General features: G+C 56.8%; 7 protein-coding genes and 1 pseudogene. 4 read left to right on the top strand and 4 right to left on the bottom strand.

Features of this window, described 5'->3' with window-relative positions; all coding sequences use genetic code 11:
• Positions 1–93: 93 nt before the first annotated feature.
• Together AO277_RS08965 and AO277_RS08960 are read left to right on the top strand one after the other, a co-directional pair.
• Positions 94–459 (top strand): annotated as a pseudogene (locus AO277_RS08965) (ATP-binding protein); the annotation flags it as partial.
• A 209-nt stretch (positions 460–668) separates the two neighbouring features.
• On the top strand, positions 669–2,198 hold the full coding sequence (locus AO277_RS08960) for a sensor domain-containing diguanylate cyclase (protein WP_044319948.1): 1,530 nt from the start codon (positions 669–671) through the stop codon (positions 2,196–2,198).
• Between the two features lie 68 nt (positions 2,199–2,266).
• On the opposite strand, the gene AO277_RS08955 is transcribed toward AO277_RS08960, so the two are convergent.
• Positions 2,267–2,746, bottom strand: a complete 480-nt coding sequence (locus tag AO277_RS08955; RefSeq protein WP_002552329.1) for a PA2169 family four-helix-bundle protein — start codon at positions 2,744–2,746, stop codon at positions 2,267–2,269.
• Positions 2,747–2,949: 203 nt separating this feature from the next.
• Here AO277_RS08955 and AO277_RS08950 point away from each other — a divergent pair, with 203 nt between their 5' ends.
• A complete protein-coding gene (locus AO277_RS08950; protein ID WP_161795814.1) occupies positions 2,950–3,204 on the top strand; it encodes a DUF3820 family protein in 255 nt (84 codons plus the stop codon).
• Positions 3,205–3,331: 127 nt separating this feature from the next.
• Here AO277_RS08950 and AO277_RS08945 read toward each other — a convergent pair whose 3' ends face one another.
• From AO277_RS08945 to zwf, 3 genes are read right to left on the bottom strand one after another with little or no spacing between them, the layout of a single operon-like run.
• Positions 3,332–4,006, bottom strand: a complete 675-nt coding sequence (locus AO277_RS08945; RefSeq protein ID WP_044319950.1) for a bifunctional 4-hydroxy-2-oxoglutarate aldolase/2-dehydro-3-deoxy-phosphogluconate aldolase — start codon at positions 4,004–4,006, stop codon at positions 3,332–3,334.
• Positions 4,007–4,023: 17 nt separating this feature from the next.
• A complete protein-coding gene (gene pgl / locus AO277_RS08940) occupies positions 4,024–4,737 on the bottom strand; it encodes a 6-phosphogluconolactonase (protein WP_044319951.1) in 714 nt (237 codons plus the stop codon).
• Positions 4,724–6,193, bottom strand: coding sequence for a glucose-6-phosphate dehydrogenase (zwf, locus tag AO277_RS08935; protein WP_005732729.1), 1,470 nt, complete (start codon positions 6,191–6,193; stop codon positions 4,724–4,726). The genes pgl and zwf overlap by 14 nt, the downstream gene beginning before the upstream one ends.
• Before the next feature lie 219 nt (positions 6,194–6,412).
• Between zwf and AO277_RS08930 the strand changes: the two genes are divergently transcribed.
• Complete coding sequence (locus AO277_RS08930) at positions 6,413–7,279, top strand: MurR/RpiR family transcriptional regulator (protein ID WP_002552324.1); 867 nt, start codon at positions 6,413–6,415, stop codon at positions 7,277–7,279.
• The last annotated feature ends 279 nt before the right edge of the window (positions 7,280–7,558 follow it).

Raw genomic sequence — 7,558 nt, 5'->3', positions numbered from 1 at the left:
CACAATATTCTTTCACGGCTGCGAGTTTTGCCTGCACTGTATATTTACCCATGACGCCTCCAAAGGTTGCGTCCAACCTTCGGGGGTCATACCAAAGTCCGGGTTCAAGGCGACGCCAGCGCACCGATTGAAAAGCCCCACTTGCGCCGCGCCTTGATCAACCTGCTGCACAATGCCGTGCAACACACCGACGCCGGTCAGGTCATCGAGGTAACTATCGAGTCGCGCGATGCCCATGTGAGTATCGGCGTAACCAATCCTGGCATGCAGATAGCCCCGGAACATTTGCCCAGGCTGTTCGAGCGTTTTTATCGGGTCGATGCCTCACGCAGCAACAGCGGCGCCAATCATGGCCTGGGGCTGGCCATCGTCAAGGCCATTGCATTGATGCACGGCGGCACCGTGTTCGTGAACAGCGACAAGGGTGTCAATACGTTCGGCATACATCTGCCCCGCTGATCCCTTCAAGCAATAAATTACTCCCCCCTGTTTTTTACAGTCGTCCGTGTGCGTCTGTTCGCATCATTTTAAATACACTTGCTTTATTCACATTCCATTCATATGAGGCTATAAGGAGCGTACTATACACCCAGCATTAAAATCATAAAAATAATGATAACTGTCTTAACCATTTATCAAGATTCATTCGTCTGCAGGTAGAACAACCAATGATGTTGTTTGCGTCATCTCGGCAAGACCGGCTCAAATGGACCCGACCGGAACTCATGCTGATCTTTGGCAGCTCACTGTCAATGTTCGCCATACTGGGGATTGTGGCGTCTTTACTGGCCCGAGAGCGTGACGACGCAGCGCAGACTGCGGCGCGGGCGGCGGCCAATACCGTGCAATTGATTGATGCCGACGTCATGCATAACGCAGAGCTTTACGACTCTTCCCTGCAAGGCATGATTAGCGCATGGCAGCGTCCGGACCTTCAGGACCTGTCACCTGAACTGCGACAACTTGTCCTGTTTGATCGCTCCACTGCGGCGTCTTTCAAAGGCGATCTGGTATTGCTCGATAACAAGGGCGCCATCCTGGCTGACTCACTGTCCGTCATCCCTCGAAACGACAACTTCTCCGACCGCTCCTATTTCAAAGACCACAAGGCGGACCCTTCGCTGGGTCTGCACGTCAGTGCACCGTACAAAAGCCGTTGGGGTTACAAGGACTGGTGCATCAGTTTCAGCCGTCGCATGTCAGGCCCCAATGGAGAGTTCACCGGAATGGTAAGTGCGGCCATGCGACTGGTGTATTTCAAACACTTGTTCATGAGCCAGAATCTGGGCGTCGGCAGCAGTATCAACCTGATCAATACCGCAGGCATCCTGATCGTCCGCTACCCCGATCTGGAGGGTGAAGATCTGATTGGCAAGGATTACAGCCACAGCCCCAACTTTCAGCGCATTCTTCAAGAAGGACATGGCAGCTTTGCTGCCATGTCGACGCAGTTGAACGCTCGTCGGCTGTATACGTTTTCCCGGGTCGGCAATCTGCCGCTGGTTGTCGTGATCGGTCAGTCCGAGGATGAGGTGTATGCCGTATGGCGGCGCAATGCCTGGCTGGTCGGCTCCGCTACCAGCGTACTGTGTCTCGGAATCCTGTGGCTGACATGGCTGCTGTGTCGCGAGTTGCGACGACGCCATCGCGCTGAGGATGCACTGGCCAGCCTGGCTGCAACGGACGGTTTGACAGGGCTCGATAATCGTCGCCAGCTTGACGAAGCCATGGAAACCGAATGGGCGCGGGCACAGCGCTCAGGCAAACAGCTGTCTTTACTGATGATCGACGTAGACCATTTCAAGGCATTCAACGAGCGTCATGGTCATCAGGACGGTGACGAAGCACTGCGCCTGATTGCACAAACCATCTCCTTCAATATCCGTCGCCCCGGTGACCGGGTTGCACGCTATGGCGGCGAGGAGTTTGTGGTAGTGCTGCCGGAAACCGACTTGCCGGGAGCCATGATGATTGCCGAACAGATCCGCAAGGCAGCTGAATCACTGCCGCTGTTTCCGGGTGCACAACAGCCCATCACCGTGAGTATCGGTGTCGTTTCAGAGATGGTGCGTCAGGGAGACAAACTGGAGGCGTTTTTCGGAATAGCCGACAAGGCGCTTTATCAGGCCAAACACAAGGGTCGTAACCGCGTAGAGCATCGCAGTTCGGTTGCCAGAGAGATGACTGATCAGGTTTGATGAGCTACCGGCGGGCATAAAAAAACGCCAGACTGGCTGGCGTTTTCGGCTACCGCTGCCGCATCGAATTACGATGCGGCGTGGGCTGCACGTGCTGCGTCACGCAGTGCTTTTACTTTGTCGTGGTTGGCCAGAACGCCAGCCTGCTGCTTTTCAATCAGCGCAATAACGTTAGGGGAAACGTTCTTGGCACGGGCTTTTTCCAGCGCTTCGCGATAAGCCTTCTTGGCAACGTCTTCGCCTTTTTCGACTTCTTCCAGTACCGCCTTGTCGTCATCCGAAGTCACCATCGACTTCAGGTTGACCCATGCGCGATGCAGTGCGCCAGACACGCTGGAAGAATCTTCAGGCTTGCCACCCAGTGCGGTCACTTCAGCTTGCAGTTCACGAACGGCTGCAGCCACTTCAGTGGAGCGATTGGCAAGGAACGATTTTACCTGAGCGCTTTTTGCGTGTTCTGCGCTGGTACGGAAACCTTCTTCACCGTCTTTGCTGGTTTCGATCAGGTCATTCAGGATAGAGATCGTTTCTTTGTTGATATCAGTCATTTGATAATTTCCTAATGGCAGGTTGATACGAAAGTGTTCGATGTATAGGTAATTGCAGACACCGTGCCAGTTTTTTATATGGAGATAATTGTTTAAAATCAATGATTTACGAAATTTTCACAATTGGCTGTTCGTGACTTCTGCATGATCTGTCGTTTGGCCTGCATGCAGAATGCACGTATCGTGCTGTTCGACATGTATTGATGGGAGGCTTGCAGGTGAACCCGGAGAAACTCAGGTTATTGGTGACGCAGGAAATGCCGTTTGGCAAATATAAAGGACGGCTGATCGCCGATTTGCCAGGTCATTATCTGAACTGGTTCGCGCGAGAAGGCTTTCCGAAAGGTGAACTGGGAGGTTTACTGGCATGGATGCAGGAAATCGATCACAACGGCCTTGGCGCGCTATTGGACCCATTGCGCACACGTCCGCGTCAGTCGTTCAAGGACAAGGGATAAACAAAGAGGCGGTCCGGGGGAGAAAAAAACGGTGCTCCGGACCAGGGAGCACCGAAAAGCCATACAACCAACAACAACTTCCTTGCCGGAGTCAGCCGCAAAGGGGCTGACTCCGAAATCCTGAAAATCAGTCAAACAACGCCATTGCCTGCGCAGTGGCTTCCTGTATGCGGCCCCAGTCGCCATTCTTGACCCAGGCGTTAGCAATCATCCAGGTCCCGCCCACGCACATGACGTTGGGCAAGGCCATGTAGCTCTTCAGGTTCTGCTCGTTGACGCCGCCAGTCGGGCAGAAACGCACCTCATTGAAAGGTCCGCCCAGGGCTTTGATTGCCGCCACACCGCCGCTGATCTCGGCCGGAAACAGCTTGAAGCGGCGATAGCCCATGGCATAACCGATCATGATTTCCGAAGCACTGCTGACGCCCGGCAAAAGGGGCAACGGGCTGTCGACTGCGGCTTGCAGCAGGTCTTGCGTGCTGCCAGGGGTCACAATGAACTGCGAACCTGCCGCCTCGGCGTCCGCCAGCATCTTGCGGTCCAGAATGGTGCCGGCGCCCACACACAGCTCCGGGCGCTGCTCACGCAGAATACGGATGGCGCTCAGACCGAACGCCGAGCGCAGCGTAACTTCCAGTGAAGTCATGCCGCCAGCGGCCAGAGCATCGGCCAGAGGCAGCACATCCTGATCACGGGCAATGGTGATGACCGGCAGAATCTTTGCCTTGGCGCAGAGTTCGTCAATCTGGGCAATCTTGTTCGCCATGCTGATGAGCGGCTGATTATTTTCGTTCTGTGTCATGGCGACGTTTCCTTTGCTTATGGGCACCAGTAAATCTCGAGAGACGGGTTGAGAAACGCACGCACCGGCATCTCGGCGAGGTCATCGCCCGCCAGCGCGGTGCGCAGGGTGTCGAGTTTGGCCTGGCCGGACACCGACAGGATCGGCGAACGTGCCGACGCCAACAGGCGACGGGTCAGGGTCAGGCGCTGATGCGGCACGCTCGGTGCGAGCATCGGCAGGCAGCGGCGCTCACCTTGCAGATCAAGGGCTTCTTTCAGGTTCGGGCTATCAGGGAACAGCGACGCGGTATGCCCGTCGTCGCCCATGCCCAGAATCAATACATCAATCGGTGGCAGCTCGGCCAGCGCCTGATCGGCAGCCAGCGCTGCCTCCTCGACACTGCCCGCCACGCTGTACAACCCCAGAAACTTCGCCTTCGCCACAGGACCCTGCAGCAAGTGGCGCTGCAGCAGGCCCGCATTGCTGTCGGCATGCTCGGTCGGCACGAAACGCTCGTCAGCCAGGCTGATGACTACTTTCGACCAGTCCAGCGGCTGCACGGCCAGGCTCTTGAAAAAGGCCACAGGACTGCGACCACCGGACACCACCAGGGTCGCCAGACCGTTTTCGCCAATTGCCTGCTTCAGGCGCTCGGCGACGTTGGCAGCCAGCGCATCAGCCAGTTGCTGCGGTGTGTCGAAATCACGTGCTACCAGCCCTGCTGGCAGCTCAAGGTCACATATCGCCATACCAGGATCTCCCGTCACGAGTAATCAGGGCAATGGAACTCATTGGCCCCCAGGTTCCGGCCGGATAAGGCTTGGGCGCGTCGCCCGCCTTCTTCCAGCCAGCGATCAACTGATCGCACCATTGCCAGGCGTACTCGATTTCATCTTTGCGGACAAACAGGTTCTGATTGCCACGCATGACTTCCAGCAACAACCGCTCATAAGCGTCGGGGACACGAGCGCTGCGGTAGGTGTCGGAAAAATTCAGTTGCAAGGGCCCGCTGCGCAGCTGCATGCCTTTGTCCAGCCCCTGGTCCTTGGTCATCACCTGCAAGGAAATACCTTCGTCGGGCTGCAGGCGAATGATCAGGCGGTTGCTGATCTGCAAACGCTGTTCAGGCGCGAAGATGTAGTGCGGCGGCTCTTTGAAATGGATCACGATCTGCGACATTTTCTGCGGCATGCGCTTGCCGGTACGCAGATAAAACGGCGTACCCGACCAGCGCCAGTTGCGGATATCGGCACGCAGCGCGACGAAGGTTTCAGTATCGCTCTGGGTGTTGGAGTTCTCTTCCTCCAGATAACCCGGCACCGCCTTGCCTTCGCTGTAGCCAGCGGTGTACTGGCCACGCACCACCTGGGTCGCCAGACGCTCGGGCGTGAACGGTGCCAGCGCCTTGAGCACCTTGACCTTCTCGTCGCGAATACTGTCTGCCGACAGATCGCTGGGCGGGTCCATGGCGATCAGGCAAAGCAGTTGCAGCAAGTGGTTCTGAATCATGTCGCGCAATTGACCGGCCTGATCGAAGTAGCCCCAACGGCCCTCGATGCCGACCTTCTCGGCCACCGTGATCTCCACGTGCGAAATATGGTTCTGGTTCCACTGGGTTTCGAACAGGCTGTTGGCGAAGCGCAGAGCGATGAGGTTCTGTACCGTGTCCTTGCCCAGATAGTGGTCGATACGATAGACGCGGTTTTCCGGGAAAAACTGCGCAACAGCGTCATTGACCCGGCGCGAAGAGGCCAGGTCGTGACCGATGGGTTTTTCCAGTACGGCACGCGTGCGCTCAGCGAGGTTGACCGACGCAAGGTTCTCGCAGATGGCACCGTAGACCGAGGCGGGTGTGGCGAAATAGGCGATCAGGGTTTCGGCATTGCCGACGCGCTCGGCGAGTGCGACGTAATCCTCGGCCTTGAGGAAGTCGACATGCAGGTAGCTGAGGCGCGCCAGAAACCGGCCCAGGTTGTCGGGCTCGAGTTCGGCCTCGGGAATGAAGCGGCGCATGGATTTTTCGATATACGCCAGATGCGACTGTTCGTCGCCGGGTTCACGCGCCAGGGCAAGAATTTTTGTGTCTTCGTGCAGCAGTCCAGCGCGATCAAGCTGATAAAGAGCCGGGAACAGCTTGCGTACCGCCAGGTCCCCCAGGGCACCAAACAGGGCAAATGTGCACGGTTCAACCGTAATCAAGGGCATAATGTTGGTTCTTTTATCAAGTTAGGCTACAAATACCTTTTTTAAAGGCGTTACTCAAGGCCATATGTAGTAATAACCACAACATTCTGCCTAAAAGCATATTCCAGTGGTGATCAACACAGGCCCTCAGTACGATAGGCCACCTTTGCTACAGGCTAAAGAGCTAAAAAAAGCTCAGGCCAAAACCGTTGGTGAATCAGCCCCCGACAAGGACTTTGAATGGACCGCGTAAGAAACCTCCTGGAGCAAATCCAGGGCCGACTCGATGAGTTGAACAAGGCCGAGCGCAAGGTGGCCGAAGTGATCCTGCTCAACCCGCAGATGGCAACGCGGCTGAGCATTGCAGCGCTTGCCCAGGCCGCCAAGGTCAGCGAACCGACGGTCAACCGCTTCTGCCGTTCGTTCAGCGTCAGCGGTTATCCGGAGCTCAAACTGCAACTGGCCCAGAGCCTGGCAAGCGGCGCAGCCTATGTCAGCCGCGCTGTGGAAGCCGACGACAATCCCGAGGCCTATACCCAGAAGATTTTCGGTAGCGCCATTGCTTCGCTCGACAGCGCATGCCAGCAACTGGACCCGGCGCTGATCAGCAAGTCCGTGGACATGCTGATCCAGGCACGGCAGATCCACTTTTTCGGGCTGGGTGCCTCGGCGCCGGTGGCGCTTGATGCGCAGCACAAATTCTTCCGTTTCAACCTGGCGGTCACGGCGCATGCCGATGTGCTGATGCAACGGATGATTGCGTCGGTGGCCCATACCGGCGAATTGTTCGTGATCATTTCCTACACCGGGCGCACGCGCGAGCTGGTGGAAGTGGCCCGCATCGCCCGTGCAAATGGCGCTTCGGTGCTGGGCCTGACCGCCGCTGGCTCGCCACTGGCGCAGGCCAGCACTGTGAGCCTGAACATTCCATTGCCGGAAGACACGGACATCTACATGCCGATGACCTCGCGGATCATCCAGCTCACCGTTCTTGATGTGCTGGCCACCGGCATGACCCTGCGCCGCGGCGTTGACTTCCAGCCGCACCTGCGCAAGATCAAGGAAAGCCTGAATGACAGCCGCTATCCGATCGAGGATCAGGGCTGACTGGGTGTCGTTGACTATCGTTCACCCTGCGTAGTAATGCCTTTCGTGACGCTCTGCGTCACACAGCGGTTCTGTGACTTCAGGTGAATTGGTGTTCGACTCAGATTCTCGTTCCCACGCTCCGCGTCGTAATGCCTTTCGTGACGCTCTGCGTCACACAGCGGTTCTGTGACTTCAGGTGAATTGGCGTTCGACTCAGATTCTCGTTCCCACGCTCTGGTATGCCCCCCGAAGGTTGGACAATTATCCACTTACGCTGCCTTGGCGGCCTGCATCCTG

The sequence above is a fragment of the Pseudomonas amygdali genome, assembly GCF_002699855.1.
GTDB classification, from domain to species: domain Bacteria; phylum Pseudomonadota; class Gammaproteobacteria; order Pseudomonadales; family Pseudomonadaceae; genus Aquipseudomonas; species Aquipseudomonas amygdali.
The sequence above is the reverse complement of the archived record's forward strand: the minus strand, read 5'-3'. Positions and strand labels throughout refer to the sequence as shown.